The organism is Sphingomonas jinjuensis (assembly GCF_014197105.1).
GTDB classification, from domain to species: domain Bacteria; phylum Pseudomonadota; class Alphaproteobacteria; order Sphingomonadales; family Sphingomonadaceae; genus Sphingomonas; species Sphingomonas jinjuensis.
The window spans coordinates 67,903-88,250 of record NZ_JACIEV010000006.1 but is presented as its reverse complement, the minus strand read 5'-3'; the positions used below and the strand labels follow the sequence as shown (position 1 = coordinate 88,250).

16 protein-coding genes are annotated in these 20,348 nt (G+C 67.7%); 10 read left to right on the top strand and 6 right to left on the bottom strand.

Annotation, left to right across the window (positions count from 1 at the left end):
* The first annotated feature begins 25 nt into the window (after window positions 1-25).
* The 6 genes from lra1 (at window position 26) to GGQ80_RS11295 (ending at window position 8,449) form a co-directional block, all read left to right on the top strand.
* Window positions 26-787, top strand: coding sequence for an L-rhamnose 1-dehydrogenase Lra1 (gene lra1, locus GGQ80_RS11320; RefSeq protein ID WP_183984852.1), 762 nt, complete (start codon window positions 26-28; stop codon window positions 785-787).
* Window positions 788-807: 20 nt separating this feature from the next.
* On the top strand, window positions 808-2,304 hold the full coding sequence (locus GGQ80_RS11315; protein ID WP_183985143.1) for a rhamnogalacturonidase: 1,497 nt from the start codon (window positions 808-810) through the stop codon (window positions 2,302-2,304).
* A 64-nt stretch (window positions 2,305-2,368) separates the two neighbouring features.
* Window positions 2,369-2,686, top strand: coding sequence for an L-rhamnose mutarotase (gene rhaM, locus GGQ80_RS11310; protein ID WP_246347027.1), 318 nt, complete (start codon window positions 2,369-2,371; stop codon window positions 2,684-2,686).
* Window positions 2,679-5,669 (top strand): glycoside hydrolase family 35 protein, encoded by a 2,991-nt coding sequence (locus GGQ80_RS11305; RefSeq protein WP_183984850.1) that lies wholly within the window; start codon window positions 2,679-2,681, stop codon window positions 5,667-5,669. The genes rhaM and GGQ80_RS11305 overlap by 8 nt, the downstream gene beginning before the upstream one ends.
* Before the next feature lies 1 nt (window position 5,670).
* Window positions 5,671-6,786: a beta-galactosidase BglB gene (gene bglB / locus GGQ80_RS11300; RefSeq protein ID WP_183984848.1), complete on the top strand. Its 1,116-nt coding sequence runs from the start codon at window positions 5,671-5,673 to the stop codon at window positions 6,784-6,786.
* A 127-nt stretch (window positions 6,787-6,913) separates the two neighbouring features.
* On the top strand, window positions 6,914-8,449 hold the full coding sequence (locus GGQ80_RS11295) for an MFS transporter (RefSeq protein ID WP_246347026.1): 1,536 nt from the start codon (window positions 6,914-6,916) through the stop codon (window positions 8,447-8,449).
* A 122-nt stretch (window positions 8,450-8,571) separates the two neighbouring features.
* On the opposite strand, the gene GGQ80_RS11290 is transcribed toward GGQ80_RS11295, so the two are convergent.
* The 4 genes from GGQ80_RS11290 to rhmD all read right to left on the bottom strand — a co-directional run bounded on the left by GGQ80_RS11290 (window position 8,572) and on the right by rhmD (window position 12,525).
* Entirely contained in the window at window positions 8,572-9,462 is an 891-nt protein-coding gene (locus GGQ80_RS11290; RefSeq protein ID WP_183984846.1) for an amidohydrolase family protein, read from the bottom strand.
* Between the two features lie 191 nt (window positions 9,463-9,653).
* Window positions 9,654-10,400, bottom strand: a complete 747-nt coding sequence (locus GGQ80_RS11285; protein ID WP_183984844.1) for an SDR family NAD(P)-dependent oxidoreductase — start codon at window positions 10,398-10,400, stop codon at window positions 9,654-9,656.
* Window positions 10,397-11,257, bottom strand: coding sequence for a fumarylacetoacetate hydrolase family protein (locus tag GGQ80_RS11280; protein WP_183984842.1), 861 nt, complete (start codon window positions 11,255-11,257; stop codon window positions 10,397-10,399). The genes GGQ80_RS11285 and GGQ80_RS11280 overlap by 4 nt, the downstream gene beginning before the upstream one ends.
* A 23-nt stretch (window positions 11,258-11,280) precedes the next feature.
* Window positions 11,281-12,525, bottom strand: a complete 1,245-nt coding sequence (rhmD, locus tag GGQ80_RS11275; RefSeq protein WP_221364344.1) for an L-rhamnonate dehydratase — start codon at window positions 12,523-12,525, stop codon at window positions 11,281-11,283.
* 98 nt (window positions 12,526-12,623) lie between these two features.
* Here rhmD and GGQ80_RS11270 point away from each other — a divergent pair, with 98 nt between their 5' ends.
* The 4 genes from GGQ80_RS11270 to GGQ80_RS11255 all read left to right on the top strand — a co-directional run bounded on the left by GGQ80_RS11270 (window position 12,624) and on the right by GGQ80_RS11255 (window position 18,155).
* Window positions 12,624-13,391: a (Fe-S)-binding protein gene (locus GGQ80_RS11270; protein WP_183984841.1), complete on the top strand. Its 768-nt coding sequence runs from the start codon at window positions 12,624-12,626 to the stop codon at window positions 13,389-13,391.
* On the top strand, window positions 13,388-14,782 hold the full coding sequence (locus GGQ80_RS11265; RefSeq protein WP_183984839.1) for a lactate utilization protein B: 1,395 nt from the start codon (window positions 13,388-13,390) through the stop codon (window positions 14,780-14,782). Before GGQ80_RS11270 ends, GGQ80_RS11265 begins: the two co-directional genes overlap by 4 nt.
* Complete coding sequence (locus GGQ80_RS18750) at window positions 14,779-15,393, top strand: LUD domain-containing protein (RefSeq protein WP_183984837.1); 615 nt, start codon at window positions 14,779-14,781, stop codon at window positions 15,391-15,393. The genes GGQ80_RS11265 and GGQ80_RS18750 overlap by 4 nt, the downstream gene beginning before the upstream one ends.
* Before the next feature lie 173 nt (window positions 15,394-15,566).
* Complete coding sequence (locus GGQ80_RS11255) at window positions 15,567-18,155, top strand: TonB-dependent receptor (RefSeq protein WP_183984835.1); 2,589 nt, start codon at window positions 15,567-15,569, stop codon at window positions 18,153-18,155.
* Here the strand turns inward: GGQ80_RS11255 and GGQ80_RS11250 are convergent.
* Together GGQ80_RS11250 and GGQ80_RS11245 are read right to left on the bottom strand one after the other, a co-directional pair.
* The gene (locus GGQ80_RS11250) at window positions 18,152-19,483 is read right to left on the bottom strand and encodes a sensor histidine kinase (RefSeq protein ID WP_183984833.1); all 1,332 of its coding nucleotides are present in this window, start codon (window positions 19,481-19,483) and stop codon (window positions 18,152-18,154) included. The two genes, GGQ80_RS11255 and GGQ80_RS11250, sit on opposite strands and share 4 nt — an antisense overlap.
* Entirely contained in the window at window positions 19,476-20,165 is a 690-nt protein-coding gene (locus tag GGQ80_RS11245) for a response regulator transcription factor (RefSeq protein WP_183984831.1), read from the bottom strand. Before GGQ80_RS11245 ends, GGQ80_RS11250 begins: the two co-directional genes overlap by 8 nt.
* Window positions 20,166-20,348 lie beyond the last annotated feature (183 nt).

Here is a 20,348-nt window from a genome sequence, read left to right as displayed (position 1 = left end):
CCCCTTCCTTCACCAGGAGACCGATATGTTGCTCGCAGGCAAGACCGTGCTCGTCACCGGCGCGTCCGCCGGGATCGGCCGTGCCGTCGCCGTCGGCTGTGCCCGCCATGGTGCCGACGTCGCGCTGAACTTCAGCCGCGACCAGGCGGGTGCCGACGCCGCCGTTGCGGAGATCGAGGCGCTGGGCCGCAAGGGCATCGCCATCCAGGGCGACGTCGCAGATCCGGAGACCGCCAAGGCCTTCGTCGCCCAGGCGACCGCAGCGCTGGGCTGCATCGACGTCTTCGTCAACAATGCCGGCATCTGCCCCTTCCACGCCTTCCTCGACATGCCCGTCGAGACGTTCGAGCGGACGATGCGCGTCAACCTGCACGGCGCCTATTTCATGGTCCAGGCGGCGGCCAACCAGATGGTGAAGCAGGGCGACGGCGGCTCGATCATCGCCATGTCGTCGATCTCGGCGCTGGTCGGCGGCGAATACCAGACGCATTACACGCCCACCAAGGCTGGGCTGCATTCGCTGATGCAGTCGGTCGCGATCGCGCTAGGCAAGCACAATATCCGCTGCAACTCGCTGTTCCCCGGCACGATCCTGACCGACATCAACAAGGACGATCTCGCCGACGTCGAGAAGCGCAGGTACATGGAAAGCCGCGTGCCGCTCGGCCGGCTCGGCCAGCCCGACGATCTCGTCGGTCCTACCGTCTTCCTCGCGTCGGACCTGTCCGCCTATGTCACCGGCGCCTCGCTGCTGGTCGATGGCGGCGCTTACGTGAACCTCCAGTAAGCGCCGCGAGAGTCACGATGATGACCCGCCGCGACGTCGCGCTTGGCGGGCTCGCCCTTCCCTTCGCCGCGCATGCGCGCACGCTGATCGACGTCCGCCATGTCGGCGCGCGCGGCGACGGTCGGACGCTCGATACGCCTGCGTTCAACGCCGCCATCCTCGCCGCCTCGCGCACCGGCGGCACCGTCGTCGTGCCCGCCGGCCGCTATCTCTGCTTCTCGATCCGCCTGCGCAGCCGCGTCACCATTGCCCTGGCGAAGGGCGCGGTAATCGGAGCCGCCGACCCCGCCCGCCATGCCGGCGCCTACGACCTGCCCGAGGATCGCGGCGATCAGCTCTATCAGGACTTCGGCCACAGCCACTGGCACAACAGTCTGATCTGGGGCGACGACGTCGAGGACGTCGCGATCACCGGCCCCGGCCTGATTCACGGCCTCGGCCTCACCCGCGACGGTCCCGGCGCCCGCTGGCGCAGTCAGGCCGGCGAGCGTCCGCTCTCGATGCGCGGGATGACTGCGGCCGAGATCGCCCGGCTCGAACCCACCGCCGCCAGGATGCGCGGCCTCGGCAACAAGGCGATCGCGTTGCGGGGCGGCCGCAACATCCGCCTGTCGAGCTTTTCGATGCTGAAGTGCGGCCACTTCGCCATCCTCGCCACCGGCACCCGCGACCTGCGCATCGACCGCCTGACGATCGACACGGACCGCGACGGCATCGACCTCGACTGCGTCTCCGACACGGTGGTCGAGCGCTGCCGCGTCAACACGCCGAACGACGATGCCATCGTCGTGAAGAGCAGCCTCGCGCTCGGCCGCCTCGTTCCCGCCGAACGCGTGACGATCCGCGACTGCGACGTGTCGGGCTTCGATCTCGGCACGATGCTCGACGGCACTCGCCAAACCACGCAAGCGCTCGCCCCCGATCGCGATCGCCCCACCGGCCGGATCAAGCTCGGCACCGAAAGCAACGGCGGCTATCACGACATCACGATCGAGGATTGCCGCTTTACCCACTGCCGCGGGCTTGCGCTGGAGACGGTCGACGGCGGCGTCATGGAGCGCGTCGTCGCCCGCCGCCTGACCATGACCGGCGTCACGACCGCGCCGCTCTTCCTGCGCCTCGGCGACCGCCGCCGCGGTCCTGCCGGCACCGGCATCGGCGCGATCCGCGACGTGGCGATCGAGCGGGTCACCGCGACCGGCATCGACCATCGCTTCGCCGCCACTATCGCCGGCCTCCCCGGTCACCGCATCGAGCGCGTCCGCCTCGCCGATATCGACCTCACCTATGCCGGCGGCGGCACCGCCGCCGACGCCGCGCGCCGCCCCGGCGACCTCGCCGATGCCTATCCCGAACCGAGCATGTTCGGCGTCACCCCGGCCTGGGGCCTGTGGCTCCGCCACGCCGCTGATGTGATCGCCAAGAACCTGCGCCTGGCGACCGTCGCGATCGACGCTCGGCCGCCCGTCGTCACTGACGATGCGCCGCGTTTCACCGTCACCCCGCCATTGACCTAGGCCACATTCGGCATTACCAAATTCTATAGGCCAATACCACATAATGGGCCGTTAGGGGATTTTGATGCCGTCGATCCATGCCTTCCGGATGCAGCTGAAGCCCGGCGTGATCGACGAATACCGGCGCCGCCATGACGAGATCTGGCCCGAGCTGACGGCACTGCTGACCGACAGCGGCATCCATGATTATTCGATTTTCCTCGACGAAGAGACGCTGACGCTGTTCGCAGTGCTCAAGCTCGCCGACGTCAATGCCCGCGACGCGCTGCCCGACCATCCGGTGATGAAGCGCTGGTGGGATTACATGGCGCCGCTGATGGAGGTGCAGGCCGACAACCGCCCCGTCGAAACGCCGCTACCGATGATCTTCCACCATGCGTAGTGCGCTCCTCGCCACGCTCATGGTGGCCGCGGCGACCCCCGCGCTCGCCCAGACTGCCAGCCCCACCGAAAACCTCGCCGCGCCGGTCAAGACCTTCGGCCGCGTCAGCTACGACGCACGCTCCTTGATGATCGACGGCAAGCGCCAGGTGATCTGGTCGAGCGAGTTCCATCCCTTCCGCCTGCCCAGCCCCGACCTGTGGCGCGACATCCTGCAGAAGATGAAGGCGAGCGGTTTCAACACCGTCGCCATCTATTTCGACTGGGGCTACCACAGCCCGAAGCAGGGCGTGTACGACTTCACCGGCATCCGCGATGTCGAGCGCGTACTGACGATGGCGAAGGAGGAAGGGCTCTACGTCATCACCCGCGCCGGCCCGTACGTGAACGCGGAATTGTCGCGCGGCGGCTTCCCCGGCTGGCTGGTCAACCAGCGCGGGAAGGCGCGCACCGACGATCCGGCGTACATGGCCGCCGCCGACGAGTGGCTGACCCGCATCGACGCGATCATCGCCCGCCACCAGATCAACAGCGGTGGCAGCGTCATCCTCCACCAGATCGAGAACGAGCTGGCACTGACCACGCCGGCGCAGCGCCGCTACATGGATCACCTCTATGCCAAGGCGCGCGCCGACGGCATCACCGTGCCGATCTTCCACAACGACCAGGGCCGCAACGGCGATTGGGTGCCGGAGAGCTCGACCGTCGCCCAGGTGGTGAAGGGCCCCAACGACCTCTACGCCTTCGACGGCTATCCCGGCGGCACCTGCACCGTTGCCGGCAAGCCGACCCGCGGTTCGGCGGCGCCCGACTGGGGTTTCTACGGCCCTGGCGGCGCGAAGGGCGGGGCCAGCGCCTCGCCCGACACCCCCGCCTTCCTCGCCGAATTCGGCGGTGGCTGGTTCGATTACTGGGGCTCGAACGGCGGCTACGCCTGCAACGCGATCCAGCGCGGCAAGCGCTTCCAGCGCGTGTTCTACGGTACCAACCTCGCCAACGGCATCGACATCCACTCGGTCTACATGGGCTATGGCGGCACCAGCTGGGGCTGGCTGCCCGCGCCGGTGGTGTTCACCAGCTACGACTATGGCTCGGCCATTTCCGAGGGCCGCGGTCTTCGCGACAAGGCGCTCGAGATGAAGCAGCTCGGCGGCCTGATCGCGAGCGTCCCCGACCTCGCGGGCATGATCGCCGCAGCGCCCGCGACGGTCTCGTCGGCCAACGTCCAGGCCTATCACAACCGCAGCCTCGAAACCGACGCGCGTTTCCTGATGGTGACGCACAAGCCGTCGAACGGCGCGACCGACGACGCCTTCACCATCACCGCCGACCTGCCCGACGGCCGCTACACCTTCCCGCAGGCGCAGCCGATGCGGCTCACCGGCTTCGACGCCAAATGGCTGGTTGCCGGCGTCACCCTGCTCGGCCAGCGCCTCGTCTATTCGACCAGCGAGCTGCAAGCGACGCTGCCCCTCGCCGGTTCGTCGCTGATGCTGCTCTACGGCCGCGCCGGCGAGCCCGGCGAAACCGCACTGCGCTATGCCTCCGCCCCCAGCGTTCATATCCTCGAAGGCCAGGCCACGAGCCGCTTCGACGCAGCTCGCGGCGACCTGATCCTCGACTACACCCACCAGGGCCGCACCGTCGTTCGCATCGAGGGCGGCGGTCGCCCGCCGCTGACGCTGATCTTGGCCGACGAGGCCGAAGCGGTTCGCTACTGGCGCCAGGGCCCCGCCCTGGTCCGCGGCCCCGCGCTCGTCCGCCACGCCGCCCTGACCCGCGGCACCCTCGCCCTCACCGGCGACACCAGCGATCAGACCCCGATCGAAATCTGGGCGCCCGCCGGCAAAGCCAGCTGGAACGGCAAGCCGCTCGCCACCAGCCCGACTGCGATCGGCAGCCGCACCGCCACCCTGCCCGGCCCCGCGCCGATCACTCTGCCCGCGCTCACCGTCTGGCGAACCGCAGACGGCACGCCCGAGGCCGACCCGCGCTTCGACGACAGCCGCTGGCAGGTCGCCGCCGGCGCGCCCTATGCCAGCATCACCGCCCGACCCGACGGCCAGCCCAACCTGCTCGCCGACGCCTATGGCTTCCACGACGGCGATATTCTCTACCGCGGCCGCTTCAGCGGCAGCCCCGACGCGAAACAGATCGCGCTCTACTATGGCGCGGGTGGCTCTGGGATGCTGCAGGTCTGGGTCGACGGCGCCTTCGTCGGCCAGCATGAACTACCCAGCGGCCTGCCCCGCCCGATCACCACCGGCCTGGCCCGCTTCGACCTGCCCGCCGCGGCGCAAGCCCCCGGCGAGCATGTCGTCACGGTCATGCTGCGCAACAACGGCCATAATTGGGATCTCGACGTCGACGACTTCCACAAGGAAGCGCGCGGCCTGATCTCCGCCTCGATCGAGGCGCCCGGCGGCCGCAGCTTCGCGGTGCCGATCGCGTGGAAGATCCAGGGTCGCACCGGCGGCGAAGCGCTGGCCGACCCCGCCCGCGGCCCCGCCAACAGCGGCGGCCAATATGGCGAGCGGATGGGCTGGCATCTCCCCGGCTTCGATGACCGCCGCTGGGCCACCACGACGCTGCCCGCGACCAGCGCAAAGCCCGGCACCAGCTGGTATCGCACCAGCTTTACCCTGGCCGTACCCAAGGGCCAGGACGCAACGATCGCGGTCGCGTTCGGCGACACCACCACGCCACGTTCGGTCGCCAAGTATCGCGCGCTGCTGTTCGTCAACGGCTGGAACATGGGCCAGTTCATAGCCCACATCGGCCCGCAGCGCGTCTTTCCGATTCCCGAAGGCATCCTGAACCACCGCGGCCCCAACAGCATCGCGCTCGCCGTCACCAGCGACGGCGCGCCCGGCGATGCGCTGGAGGCCGTCAAGCTCGTCACGCTGCGCAACATGCGCGGCGGCATCCCCGTATCCCCGGTCGCGGCACCGACTCGCCCCGACCAACTCATCCAGGAGAAATAACGTGGCCGCCCTCACTCACGACGTCCCCCGGCAGGAGGTCACCCAGGCCATCGCCAAGCTGATGGACAATCTCGTCAACATCAAGGACGAGACCGGCGAGTTCCTGCTCCACCTCGAGGATGGCCGTATCATCGACACCAAGGGCTGGGCCGGGTGGGAATGGACCCACGGCGTCGGCCTGTTCGGCATGTGGCGCTATTACGAGCAGACCGGCGACAAGACTGCGCTCGCCATCATCAAGCAGTGGTTCGAGGACCGCTTCGCCGAGGGCACGCCGACCAAGAACATCAACACCGTCGCGCCCTTCATCACGCTCGCCTACCTTTATGAGCACGAGCCCGATCCGCGCTACATTCCCTATCTCGACGCCTGGGCCGAATGGCTGATGGCGCCCGACGGCCTACCCAAGACCGAGGAGGGTGGCTTCCAGCACATCGTCTACAACGACGAGAACCCCGGCGAGATGTGGGACGACACGTTGATGATGAGCGTGCTGCCGCTCGCCAAGATCGGCCTGCTGCTGAACCGCCCGCATTACATCGAGGAGGCGAAGCGCCAGTTCCTCGTCCACATCAAGTATCTGTTCGACAAGAAGACCGGGCTGTGGTTCCACGGCTGGGACTTCAACGGCCGGCACAATTTCGCCGAGGCGCTGTGGGCGCGCGGCAACTGCTGGGTGACGATCGCCATCCCCGAGATCATCGAGATCCTCGACCTGCCGCAGGGTGATGCGCTCAGGATGTTCCTGATCGATACGCTCGCGGCGCAGGTGAAGACGCTTAGCGAGACGCAGGATGCCGAGACCGGCCTGTGGCATACGCTGGTCATGGACCCGTCGAGCTATCTTGAGGCGTCGGCCACCGCGGGCTTCGCCTATGGCATCCTGAAGGCGGTGCGAAAGGGCTATCTGCCGCGCCAGTACGAGGCGGTCGGGATCAAGGCGGTGAAGGGCGTCCTGGCCAACATCGACGAGCATGGCGAGCTTCAGCAGGTCAGCTTCGGCACCGCGATGGGCGACACCCAGCAATTCTACAAGGACATCGCTCTCACCTCGATGCCCTATGGCCAGAGCCTGGCGATGGTCGCCCTCGCCGAGTTCCTGCGCACCTATATCTGACCACACATAAGCCCCTCCCCTTCAGGGGAGGGGGTGGGGGTGGGGGCGGAGCCTCGCAGAGCACATCGCCCGCCCTCCCCCACCCCAACCCCTCCCCTGAAGGGGAGGGGCTAGGAGAGAGACTGAAATGGCCACCGACCCCATCGCCGCCAACCCGGCCATGCCCGTCCACCCCACCCGCCCGGTGCGCTGGTACAACCTCATCGCCTATGGCTCGAACGACGTCCTGGGCGCCGGATCGATGGCGGTCATCTCGACCTGGATCCTGATCTTCTACACCAGCTTCTGCGGCCTCTCCGCCGCGCAGGCGACGATCATCTTCGGCGTCGCGCGCGTCCTCGACGCCTTTACCAGCCCGATCATCGGCCACCTCTCCGACAGTATCGGGCGCAGCGCGATCGGTCGGCGCTTCGGCCGCCGCCGCGTCTTCATCCTGGCGGCGATCCCGCTGCTGCCAAGCTTCGCGATCATGTGGGTCGCGGGGCAGAGCTTCTGGTATTATCTCGTCACCTACGTCCTGTTCGAGATGGTCTACGCGATGGAGATCATCCCCTATGAGACGCTCGCCAGCGAGATGGCGACCGATTACCGCACCAAGGCGAAGTTCGCCGGCGCGCGCATCCTGTGCGGCCAGCTTTCCGCCATCGCCGCCGCCTTCCTGCCGGGCTGGCTGATCGCGCGCCTCGGCCCGGATTCGCCCGACACCTACCTCTACATGGGCATCATCTTCTCGGTGATGTTCATGGGCGCCGCCGGCCTGCTCTACGCCTTCAGCTGGGAACGCCAGCGTCCCCCCGGCCTCGACGACGAGGAGGCAGCGCGCGACCGTCCGACGCTCGGCGCGGCGTTCAAGGCGCTCTATCGCAACCTGTTCTCGACGCTGGGCATCCGCGCCTTCCGCCTGCATCTCGGCATGTATTTGGGCGGCTATATCAGCCAGGATATCTACAACGCCGCCTTCACCTATTTTGTGATCTTCGCGCTCGCCGGCACCACCGGGATCGTCGCGAACCTGGTCGGCGTGACGTACATCGTCCAGCTGATCGCGGTGGTGCTGGCGATCAATTTCGCGCTGCGCCTCTCGCCCGCCGCCGCCTATCGCTTCGCCGCCTTGAGCTTCGGGATCGGCGTCATCGTCTTCCTCGCCATGTACGCCGCGGGCTATACCGCGACCTCGGCGCTGTTCTGGCTGCCGGTGGTATTCGCCGGCCTTGGCCGCGGCGCGCTCAATTACATTCCCTGGGCGACCTACAATTACATGGCCGACGTCGACGAGATCGTCACCGGCCGTCGCCGCGAGGGCGCATTCGCCGGCGTCATGACCTTCGTGCGCAAGATGAGTCAGGCGCTCGCCATCATCCTCGTCGGCCAGGTCATGCAGGCGTCGGGCTTCGTGTCCAAGGCGACCGTGCAGAGCCCGACCGCCATCGCCGCGATCGTCATCGTACTGGGCGCCGGCACGCTCGCGATGCTGGTCTTCGGTGTCCTCGTCTCGACCCGCTTCCGCCTGACCCCCGCGACCCACGCGATCCTGCTCGACGAGATCGAACGCTTCCGCGCCGGCGAGCGTACGCCATCGGATCGCGCCCATGCGGAGGTTGTCGAGGATCTATCGGGCTGGCGCTACGACCAGCTCTGGGGCCGCAACCCGGTGGCACGGTAGAAGCACAGGGCCCGTTGCCCGCCCCTCCCCCCGTTCGTCCTGAGCGAAGTCGAAGGACGTGTCACAGGCGAAACGGCCCGCCGCAGGTGCTTCGACTTCGCTCAGCACGAACGGGAAGGGGTCTAAAGCCCCAACCGATAGACCCGGTTCGCATTCCCGGCGAACATCGCGTCCTGCTCCGCCTCGTCATACCGCCCGGCCAGCGCGTGCAGCGTCTCCATATACCGGTCGATCGGGGCGAACAGCAGGTCGGTCGGTACGTCGCTCGCCATCAGACAGCGCCTGGGCCCGAACATCTCGATCGCCTCATGCACGAACGGCGCGACGTCGTCCCGCTGCCAATCGCGCTTGATAAAACCCAATCCGCTGATCTTGACCGCGACCTGCGGCAGCGCCGCCAGCGTGCGCATGCCGCGACGCCAATCGGCGACGCCATCGGCATCGCTCAACACCGGCATCCCCAGGTGGTTGATGATCACCGGCACCCCCGGGTTGATCGCCAGCGTCGGCACCAGGCCCGGCATCTGCCCCGGATAGCATTGCAGGTCGAACGACAGCCCATGCCGCGCCAGCGCAGCAAAACCCTCCTGCCACTGGGGATCGACCGTCAGGTCGCGGGGCGTGTAGCTGCGCCGTGGGTCGGGATGCCAGTTGACGATATGCCGGATGCCGCGCACCCGCGGATGCGCCGCCTGCGCGGCCAGTTGCGCCTCGATGTCCGCAGCATTCAGTGCAGCAAAGGCGACGATACCGGTGGGCAGGTCACCCTGCGCCTCGAGCCATTCGGTCTCGGCCAGCGCATCGTCGGGATGCACGCCGGCATCGACATGCACCGCGCCGGCCACGTTCCAGCGGGCGAGCGCCGCGCGATAGTCCGCCACGCCGAAATCCCGCGCGATCGGCTCGACGCTGCCGTTGGGGCCGTCATCGGCGAACGGCGGCGACAGCCACGGATAGCGCAGCCGGGACAAGTCCCAGAGATGGATGTGCGCGTCGACGAATGGCCGGGTCATAGGAATACCTGACTACCCCCCACCGTTCGACCTGAGAAGAGGCTCAGCGCAGCCGAAGCCCCGTCTCGAAGCCTGTCCTGAGCGCCTGCCTTGCTGGCAGTCGAAGGGGGCAAGCCACATAAGCTGTGGTTCGAGACGGCGCTTCGACAAGCTCAGCGCTTCCTCACCACGAACGGGAGGGGAGAGATGCTTCAATACGTCGTCCGCCCCCCGGAGGTGTCGAAGGTCGACGCCGTCGTGAAGCTGCATTCCTCGCTCGCCATGAAGCACACCATCGCGGTCGATTCATGCACTTCGCCCAGCCGTCCCATCGGGATCTTGGAGCGCATGTAGTCGACCTGGCTCTGCGGCAGCTGCGCCAGGATCGGGCTTTCGAACGTCGCCGGGGTCAGCGCATTGGCGATCACGCCCTTGCCCGCCAGTTCCTTGCCCAGGCTCTTGGTGAAGCCGATCACCCCCGCCTTCGTCGCCGAATAGGCGGATGCGTTGGGATTGCCCTCCTTGCCTGCCACCGACGCGACATTGACGATCCGGCCATAGCCGTTCGCCAGCAGGTGCGGCACGATCGCGCGGTTGCAATAGAACAGGCCATTGAGGTTGACGCCGACCACCTGCAGCCAGCTGTCGATCGGAAATTCATGCACCGGCACCGTCGCTCCGGTGATCCCGGCCGAGCAGACCAGCACGTCGATCTTGCCCAGCGTCGCCAGCGCCGCCTCGGCGGCCTTGGCGACGGCATCGGCGTCGGACACGTCGACCGCGGTCACGCCCGCTGCGCCGACCTCGGCCTGCGCCGCCGCCAGCGCGTCGGCGTTCATGTCCCACAGCACGACCGTGCCACCCTCGGCGACGATGCGCGTGGCGACGTCCTTGCCCAACCCCGACGCACCACCGGTGACGACCGCCGCACGGCCAGCGAAGCGACCCGCGAAGGTCACGCCGTGGCTCCGGTCCAGGCGACGAATTCCTGGCGCTGGCGGCCCAGCTTCTCGATGCCGAGTTCGACGATGTCGCCCGCCTTCAGATACCAGGGCTCGGGCTTCTGGCCCAGGCCGACGCCCGGCGGCGTACCGGTGGTGATGATGTCGCCCGGCAGCAGCGTCATCAGCTTCGAGCAATAGGCGACGATCTCGGCGACGGTGAAGATCATCGTCTTGGTCGATCCGTCCTGCATCCGCTTGCCGTTGACGTCGAGCCACATCGACAGCGCCTGCGGGTCACCCACCTCGTCGGCGGTGACCAGCCAGGGGCCGACCGGCCCGAAGGTCGGGAAGCCCTTGCCCTTGTCCCACGTCGGCCCGCGCTCGGTCTGCCAGTGGCGCTCGGACACGTCGTTGACCACGACATAGCCGGCGACATGGCCAAGCGCGTCGGCCTCCGACACGTTGTTCGCCGCGGTGCCGATCACGATGCCCAGCTCGACTTCCCAGTCGGTCTTCAGCGAATCCTTGGGGATCGTCACCGGATCGTTCGGCCCCTGAAGGCAGCTGATCCACTTGTTGAACACCACCGGCTCGCTTGGGATCGGCAGGTTCGATTCCGCGGCGTGATCGGCATAGTTCAGCCCGATCGCGACGAACTGGCGCGTTCCGCTGAACGGGACACCGTAACGCGGCTCGCCGTCCACCACCGGCAGCGACGTCACGTCGACTGCGGCGATCCGCGCCAGGCCCTCGGCCGACAGATCGGCAGGGGTGATGTCGGCGAGGTGCGCCGACAGGTCGCGGATGCGATCCTGGGCGTCGATCAGACCGGGCTTCTCGCTACCCGGCGCGCCGAAACGGCAAAGCTTCATGGGATCGGATCTTTCTGCTGCTATCAGTGAGTGTAGGGGCGATGCATCGCGATCTCGCGATTGAGCTCGACGCCGAAGCCTGGTGCGTCCAGCGCCGACGCACGGATCTTGCCGTTCTCAGGAACCGGCTCGCCCAACAGCTGTGGCGCGAACATCGGCACCACCTCGGTCGGGCCGGGGTGCATCATCAGAAACTCGGCGAACGGCGAGTTATGGCGCGTCACCACGAAGTGATAGCTGTAGACGCTCGATCCGTGCGGCACGACCATCTTGCCCGCCGCATCGGCGAGCGCGCTGATCTTCAACAGCTCGGTCACGCCGCCGCACCAGCCCACGTCGGGCTGGATGATGTCGCAGCAGTCCATTTCCATCAGCATGCGAAAGCCCCAGCGGGTCGCTTCATGCTCGCCGGTGGTCACCAGCATCCCGGTGGGCACGTTGCGCTTCAGCTGTTGATAGCCCCAATAGTCGTCGGGGCTGATCGCCTCCTCGATCCACTTCAGGCCATGCTCGTGCGCGGCGATCGCGAGACGGGTCGCATAGTCGACGTCAAGCGCCATCCAGCAATCCCACATCAGCCAGAAATCGGGCCCGACTTTCGCCCGCATGTCCGCCAACTCAACGATGTTCTTCTTGAGTCCCTCGATCCCCTCGGCGGGGCCATGGTGCAGCGGCATCTTGCCGCCGATGAAGCCAAGCTCCTTGGCCACATCGGGCCGCGCGCCGGTGGCATAGAATTGCAGCTCGTCGCGCACCGCACCGCCGAGCATATGGTACACCGGCTCCTGCCGCAGCTTGCCAAGCAGGTCCCACAACGCCAGGTCGACGCCCGAGATCGCGTTGATGACCAGTCCCTTGCGCCCGTAATACTGGGTCGAGAAGTACATCTGGTCCCAGATCTTCTCATAGTCGGTCGGAGACCGCCCTTCGAGAAAGCGTGCAAGATGCTTCTCGACGATATAGCAGGCGGGCTCGCCGCCGGTCGTCACCGCGAAGCCGATCGTGCCGTCCTCGGCCTCGATCTCCACCACCAGCGTACCGAGCACGTTGATGCCGAAGCTCTGCCGCGACTGGCGATATTCGGGATAGCGGCTCATCGGCGTCGCGATGTGATCGTCGATCCAGTGGCCGGCGCCCTGGTCGTGATAATCGGCGCCGCCGCCACGGACAGTAAAGGCGCGGACATGCTTGATTTTCGGCAACGACACGATCGCCACGCGGCAGCTCCCCTCTCTACGGCCCTGTGCCGAAGATGCGAAACGGCACATTGCCTGTTTCACTTTATGGAATACAGCGTTACTTGATGGAATATCCCGCGTCAAACGCCAATCGACAAACGGCGGCGCAGGAGAGAGGATCATCACCGATGCCCGCCCCCGATCGCCCCCGCGTCGCGCTGTTCGTGACCTGCCTCGTCGACCTGATGCGCCCGTCGATCGGCTTCGCCTCGATCGCGGCGCTGGAGGACGCGGGGTGCGAGGTGATCGTGCCCGAGGCGCAGACCTGTTGCGGCCAGCCCGCGCTCAATTCGGGCGACCGCAGCACCGCCGCCGACATCGCCCGCCGCACCATTGCCGCGCTTGAGGGGCATGACGCAGTGGTCGTACCGTCAGGATCGTGCGCCGCGACGATCCGCGTCCATTATCCTGAAATCCTCGAGGACGATCCGGCCTGGTTCCCGCGCGCGCAGGCATTGGCGGCGAAGACATGGGAAGTCATGGCCTATCTCGACGAGGTCCGCGGCTGGCGCCCGACGAACGTCGATCTGCCCGCGACCGCCACCTACCACGACAGCTGCTCGGGCCTGCGCGAACTCGGCATCAAGCACCAGCCGCGCCGGCTTCTCGCCGCTGTGGGCGGCCTCGGTCTGACGCCGTTGGCGGGCGCGGAAACCTGCTGCGGCTTCGGCGGGACCTTCTGCGTCAAATATCCCGCCATCTCCAACGCCATCGTCGGCGAAAAGGCAGCCGCGATCGATGCCACCGGCGCGCAGCTGCTGCTGGCGGGCGACCTCGGCTGCCTGATGAACATGGCGGGCAAGCTTCACCGCGACGGCTCACCCGTTCGCGCCTTCCACGCCGTGGAGATACTTGCCGGCATGGGCGATGGCCCGGCGATCGGAGAGACCGCATGACCGCCGCCTTCGCCGCCCGCGTCGACGCCGCGCTCGCCGACCCGGTGCTGAAGATCGCCGTCGAGCGCACCGCCGGCACTGCCGAGGCGAAGCGCACGCTCGCCGTCGACGCCTTCCCCGATTTCGAGGCTGCCCGCACCCGAGCCGCCGCGATCAAGGATCATGTCGTCGCCAATCTCGGCGCCTATCTCGAACGCTTCGAAGCCAATGCCACCGCCGCAGGCGCCACCGTCCACTGGGCGAGCACCGCGCAGGAAGCCTGCGACATCGTCCTCGCCCTCTGCCGCCAGGCGAAGGCGAAGAGCGTCGCCCGCTCCAAGTCGATGCTCGGCGAGGAGATCGGCCTGCCCCATGCCCTCGCCGAGGCGGGGATCGAGCGGATCGAGACCGACCTCGCCGAACACATCATCCAGCTCGCCGGCGAGCGCCCCTCGCACATCATCTGGCCCGCGATGCACAAGACGCGCGAGCAGGTATCGGCGCTGTTCAAGGCGAGCCACCACGCCCCGCACGAGGAGGAGACGATCGCCGCGATGGCGGAAAGCGCGCGCCGCCACCTGCGCGATGCGATGCTCGGCGCCGACGTCGGCATCTCGGGCGCCAACTTCCTCGTCGCCGACACCGGTGCGGTCTGCACCGTCACCAACGAGGGCAATGCCGAACTGTCGCTGGTCCCGCCGCGCATGCACATCGTGACGGCGGGGATCGAGAAGATCGTCCCCTCGATGCCGCACGCCGTCCATCTGCTGCGGATGCTGTCGCGTTCGGCCACCGGCGCGCCGCTCAGCCAGTACACCACCTTCTACACCGGCCCCCGCCGCCCCGGCGATCGCGACGGGCCGGCGGAGATGCACATCGTCCTCGTCGACAACGGCCGCACCCGGATGCGCCGCGAGGGACTGGCCGAGATGCTGCGCTGCATCCGCTGCGGCGCGTGCATGAACCACTGTGTCGTCTTCCGCCAGATCGGCGGCCATGCCTATGGCGGCACCTATCCCGGCCCGATGGGCGCCGTCCTGACCCCGGCGATCGACGGCCTCGCCGCCAGCCGAGACCTGCCCAACGCCTGCACCCTCAACGGCAAGTGCCAGGAGGTCTGCCCCGTCCGTATCCCCCTCCCCACCCTTTTGCGCGGCTGGCGCGAGAAGAGCTGGCGCGAGGGGCTGGAGCCTGCCAGCGTCCGATCGGGCCTTGCGCTCTGGGCCTGGTTCGCGCGCCGCCCCCGGCTCTATCGCGCTGCGACGGCCACCGCGCTCAAGAGTGCGCGCCTGATGGGCGGCGGCTGGCTGTCGCGCCTGCCGCTCGCCGGCGGCTGGACCCGCCACCGCGACATGCCCGCCCCCGCGCCCAAAAGCTTCATGGACCAGTATCGCCAGGGCCGCCGCCGGTGAGCGCGCGCGACGCCATCCTCGCCGCGCTCGGTCCCGCTTCGGGCGACGACCTCGACCGCGCCGCCGCCGCGCTGCTGATCGATCCGGAGCGCCCGCCCGTCGATCCGACGCAGCTGGAGGAAACCTTCGCCGCACGGCTGCTTCTTCCCAGCGTGGCGGCCAGCTACGCCGCGGTAGCAGGCTTTGCCGACGTCCCCGCCGCCATCGCCGCCTATTGCGCCGAGCACGGCCTGCCCCGGCATCTCTGCGCCCCGCCGGACCCGCGCCTCGACGCCGCCGACTGGTCGGGCATCGATCGCCACCTCGATCCGGCTCCCGACGAGCCGCTCGCGTTGGCGGTCGCGGAGTGCGGCGTCGCCGAAACCGGATCGCTGGTGATGCGCACCGCGCCGACCGCGCCGATGCTCCCCAACTTCCTCGCGCTGCACCACGTCGTCGTGGTGCCGCGGCTGGTCGCCTATCTGGAGGACGCGCTGCCGACCGAGCCGATGCCGCGCGGCTATTACTGGATCACCGGCGTATCCGGCACCACCGATATCGAGGGAACCTATGTACGCGGCGCCCATGGCCCGCGTTATCTCCATGTTATTCGATTAATATCCGAAAATTAGACCGGTATATGTGTTGGTAAATATTAAGCTATCTTCACGAATACTTTTGACGTGTTGTATCATGAAAGGAAGATGAACGGACGACATCATTTGCATGTCGTTCATCGTCACCGGCATGACATGAATTGCCCTTAGGCGCCCGGCTCACCAGGGAAGTTCACTAGGGGTTATCCATGACCAAGTTCGCCAGCCTCCGCCGGGGGTTCATGGCCGGTTCCGCCATGCTCGTCGCCGTCGCGCCGGGCATCGCCCACGCCGACGCGCTGAAGCCTGCCGCCGACAAGGTCGCTGCCGCTCCCGCCGCGACCGATCCCACCACGCCGCCCGCCGCGACCCAGGACGACCAGACCGGCATCGCCGACATCGTCGTCACCGCGCTGCGCAAGGAAACCAACCTGCAGAAGACGCCGATCGCGATCTCGGTCGTCAACGACCAGGCGATCCGCGACCGCCACATCCAGAGCCTTTACGACCTCGCCGACGGCGGCGTTCCTTCGCTGCGTGTCGCGACGTTCGAGGCACGGCAGAGCGCTCTCACCGTCGGCATCCGCGGCATCGTCCCGCTCGACGCCAACCAGCCCGCGCGCGAGCAGGGTGTCGGCATCTATGTCGACGGCGTCTATCTCGGTCGCCAGCACGGTCTCAACGCCGCGCTGTTCGACGTCGAGCGCATCGAGGTGCTGAAGGGTCCGCAGGGCACGCTGTTCGGCCGCAATACCGAGGGCGGCGCACTCAATATCGTCACCAAGGGCCCGTCGGGCGAGTTCGGCGGCAGCGTGCGCGCCGGCATCGCCAACTATGGCGGATACAACGGCGAGCTTCACCTCGACCTGCCCGAATATCACGACGTCTCGGTCAAGGTGGACGGCATCGTCCAGTACCAGGGCCCGACCACAAAGAACCCGCTCGCCGGCCAGACCGGCTGGAATTACTACGACCGGCGCGGCGGCCGCATCGCCGCGCGCTGGCGCCCGGTCGACGGGTTAACCGACGACCTGTCCTACGACGCCGGGCTCGACAAGAACTCGCCGTTCTACAGCCAGCTGCTCAACTACAATCCCAACGGCTGCGTCGCCGGCACCCAGGCGGCCGCGCCCAACTGCCGTCTGCCGGGCACCAACTACACCACGCTGACCGGCACCGTGAAGCCGCTACTGCCGAACGTGGTCGTCAACGGCGACAGCCGGATGAAGGTCGCCGATATCGGCGTTCCGCAGCAGCCCAGCGTCGACAAGACGCACGGCATCACCAACATTTTGAAGTACAAGGCATCGGCCGACGTCGAGCTGCGCTCGATCACCGCCTGGCGCGGCGTTACCGCGACGCAGTGGGACAATTCGGGCGGGGCCCACCGCGTGCCGGTCGTCACCTACACCGCGCTCGGCACCGTCTCGACCGCGTGCTCGGCCGCCGCGCCCTGCGCGTTCAGCCGCTACAGCCTCGCCGACCTGCGCCAGAACCAGTTCAGCCAGGAATTCCAGGCCGTGGGTTCGGCCGATCGCTTCGATTATGTCGCCGGCCTCTATTACTTCAACGAGCATGTGTCCGACGACGCCGCGACGCCCAACTCGAACGGCCTCGTCGCCACGACCAATGGCCTCGGCCAGGTCATCGGCTACAACTACGTCATCCTCGATCCGTGCAAGGGCTCGGCGGGCTTCGGCTCGCAGCCGGGCTGCCGCTCGATCGATCGCGCATCTGAGGTCTGGTCGAAGAGCTACGCCGCCTATGGCCAGCTGACCTGGAACATGACCGACGCGCTTCACCTGACCGCCGGCGGCCGCTACACCCACGACAAGAAGCGCGGCGTGCTGCACTATTCGCGCAACGTGAATTACGACGTGAACACCGCGGCGGCGACCGCGGCGGGCTACCAGCCGCTCGACCGGACCTGGAACCGCTTCAATCCCACCGTGACGCTCGCCTACGACGTCAGCGACGGCGTCCACACCTATGCGAAGTACGCGACGGGCTACCGCGCCGGCGGCGCCAGCTCACGCACCGCGAACTACCAGGCGTTCGGGCCGGAGGATATCAAGTCGTACGAGATCGGCCTCAAGTCCGACCTGTTCGACCGCCGCGTCCGCTTCAACCTGGCGGGCTACATCATGGACCGCAAGAACAGCCAGGTCGATATCAGCTCGATCCAGCCGTTCAACGGGTCGAGCTTCAACAACCTCGTCACCATCAACGCTCCCGGCAAGACCCGCATCCGCGGCATCGAGGCGGACGTGACGGTGAACCCTCTCGACGGGCTCCAGCTCACCGGCTCCTACGCCTATACCTACACCCGCATCCCGCCGGTGCTGATCAACTACACCGCGGGCGGCGTCACGAGCAGCGTGCTACAGAACTTCTACATCGTCTTCACGCCCCGCAACGCGGCGAGTGCGGCGCTCGATTATCAGCGGCCGGTCGCCGGCGGCGACACCACCGTTCGCCTCCACCTCGACGCCAACTATGCCCAGGCGACGCAGGCGTTCGACCAGTTCGCGACCAAGGCCGACGCCTCGTTCCTGGTCAACGGCCGCCTCGCGCTTGCCGGTATCCCGATGGGTGCGGGCGGCCAGAAGCTCGAGGTTGCCGTCTGGGCGCGCAACCTGTTCGACGCGGCCTATGTCTATCGCCGCGATCCGTCGAACAGCCTGCCCGGCGCGCCGACCAGCAGCGTGACGACCGGCAGCATCAACAATGTGCTCGGCGACTACGGCAACTTCAACGCGCCGCGCACCTTCGGCCTCGAGGGTCTGTTCCGCTTCTAGACTTTCCCGCCGGCTGGTAAGGCGGGAATGACCAGGATGACGCGGAGCCCCGGTTCCGCGTCATCCAACGTCACCCGGCCATAGTGCAGCCGCACCACCGCATCGACCAGCGCCAGCCCCATGCCATGTCCCGGCTTGGTCCGGTCGAGCCGCCCGAACCGGCGCAGTGCCGTCGCCCGTGCCTCAGCGGCGATGCCGGGGCCCTGATCCTCGACCACCAACACCGCCTCGCTGCCGTCGTGCAGCACCGTCAGCGTCACCGCGCCCGCGCCATGCTTCAGCGCATTGTCGATCAGGTTCAGCATCACCTGCATCAGCAGTCTGGCGTCGCCCGTCGCCGACACCAGCGGGTCGCCTAGCACCGCGATGGTCCGCCCGGCTTCCTCGGCGAGCGGCATCATCAGCTCCACCGCCTCGCGCGCGATCCGGGCCAGCCAGACCTGCGTGAACCCCGCTCGCTGTGCGCCGTTCTCGATCTCCGCAATTCGCAGCAACGCGCTGAAGGTCGCCAGCGCCTCGTCGACGTCGGCCAGCGCCGTCGCCGCCTCGCCCGTCGGATCGGGCGGCAGCACCGCCAGCCGATTGCGCAGTCGGGTCAGCGGCGTGCGCAGCTCGTGCGCGATCGCGCTCGACGTCTGCGCGGTGGCCGCCATCAACGCCTCGATCCGATCGAGCATCGCGTTGACCGTCACCGCCGTCCGCTCGAACTCGCTGCCCGATCCGTCGACCGGCACCCGCCGCGCCAGGTCGCCGGCCATGATCGCGCGCGCCGCATCGTCGATGTCGCGCATGCGTCGCCGGATCGCGCGCATCAGCACCACCGCCGCACCGACGACCAGCACCACGATCGCGCCGAACCCGATCAGATAGATGCGCACCCGCGCCCGATCGTAATGATCGATCGGCTCCGTTTCGCCGACCGTCACCAGCCTCGCCCCACCCGCCAGCCGCCGCACCAGCGCGCGGCCGTGCGTCAGCCCGGCGATGGCGTCGTCTCGCGCCAATGTCGAAAACCCCTCGGGCAGCGAGCGGCGCAGCCGAATATTGCCCGCGCGCCGCCGCCCCTCGCCATCGATCAGCTCGAAGCCCAGATCGCCCGTCTCGCGAGCCCGCGCCAGCGCGTCGATCCGTGCGCTCAGCGCCGGCAGCGGCACCGCCACGCCGTCGGGCGCCAGCGCCCTGCTCTCCGCCGCCAGCCGCGCATCGACCAGCTGGCGGATCGTCGCCCGCGAACTCTGGTGGATTGCGATCGCCGCACCGGTCGTGACGATCAGCAGGACCCCGACGAACGCCCCGGTCAGCGCTCGCAGCGAGCGCAGCTCAATCATCGCCGCGCATCATGTATCCGACCCCGCGCACCGTCACGATCGGATCCTCGGCGCCATCGGCGGTCAGGTGGACGCGCAGCCGCCGGATATAGGCGTCGACGATGTTGGTCGTCGGCTCGATATCGTAATCCCACACCCGCTCGATCAGCATCGCCCGCGTCATCACCGTGCCGGCGTGACGCGCCAGTTCGGTAAGCAGCCTGAATTCGGTACGCGGCAGCTCGATCGACACGCCGTCGCGCCACAGCCGGTGCCGCGTCGGGCTGATCGTGAACGCACCGACGCTGATCGTATCGTTCGCCTCGGGTGCCCAGCGGCGCGCGCGGGTCAACGCGATCAGACGCGCGTTCAGCTCCTCGGGATCGACCGGCTTGACGACATAGTCATCGGCACCGGCCGACAGCCCCTCCACCTTCTCGCGCGACTGACCGAGCGCGGTCAGCATCAGCACCGGCACCCGGATCGCGCCCTCGCGCAGCCGCTCGACGAGCGTCACGCCATCGACCCCCGGCAGCATCCGGTCGAGCACCACCGCGTCGAAGCTGTCGGTACCGATCGCCGCCATCGCACGGCTGGCATCGCCGACCGCGGTCACCGCATGGCCGAACCCGGTCAGCTGCGTCGACAGCTGCCCGCGCAGCACGGCGTCATCCTCGACGATCAACAGGGACAGAGGGTTCATGATCGCTCACCGTTACCGCGATGGCGGGTTAGCGCGGCGATCCGCCGTCGCGCAATGGCGCGCCTGTAATCGCCGATTCGCCATCGCGATCGACGTGGCCGATCGGCCCGTTGTGGTTTTATATGACTTATCTTGCGGGTAGACCACGCTGTTCGCGTTGCATCACGAGCAGGCCGCAGCACG